Annotated in this window: 1 pseudogene; it reads left to right on the forward strand. The window is 65.7% G+C overall.

What is annotated here, in order from left to right:
* Positions 1–245, forward strand: a pseudogene (locus BN358_RS25900) (hypothetical protein); the annotation flags it as partial.
* Positions 246–492 lie beyond the last annotated feature (247 nt).

Genomic DNA, 492 nt, shown 5'->3' on the forward strand with positions numbered 1-492 from the left:
TGTACGGCGATGAGTTGCACGCGGACATCGCAGGCATCCTCGCCCACTGCCCTCGGGTGCGCCTGACGATGAACATCAGCCGCTACGCGCCCGAATCCCACCGGCCCGGCTTCGATGCCCTGCTGGCCCGGGGACGGCAGCTGCTGGCCGCCGGAGACACCCGGTTCGCCGAAGTCAGCATCGATCCGGACGCGCCGGCGGCGATCCTGTTCACGTCCGGGACGACCGGGCCGAGCAAGGGGTGATGCTCTCCCAGCGGAACATCGTCACGGTGATCCATTCGGCGTTCTTCTGTTCCGGTTCCCGCGGGTGTGCCTGTCGGTGCTGCCGATCAACCACGCCTACGAGTTCAACCTGAACGTGCTCGGCTGCCTGTTCGACGGCATCACGCTCTGCTTCAACGACAGCATCATGCACGTGCGCGAGAACCTCGGACGGTTCCGCCCGGAGATGTCGCTGATGGTGCCGATGATCGTCGAGGCGCTCTACAAG

The sequence above is a fragment of the Sedimentibacter sp. B4 genome (genome assembly GCF_000309315.1).
GTDB lineage: Bacteria > Bacillota > Clostridia > Tissierellales > Sedimentibacteraceae > Sedimentibacter > Sedimentibacter saalensis.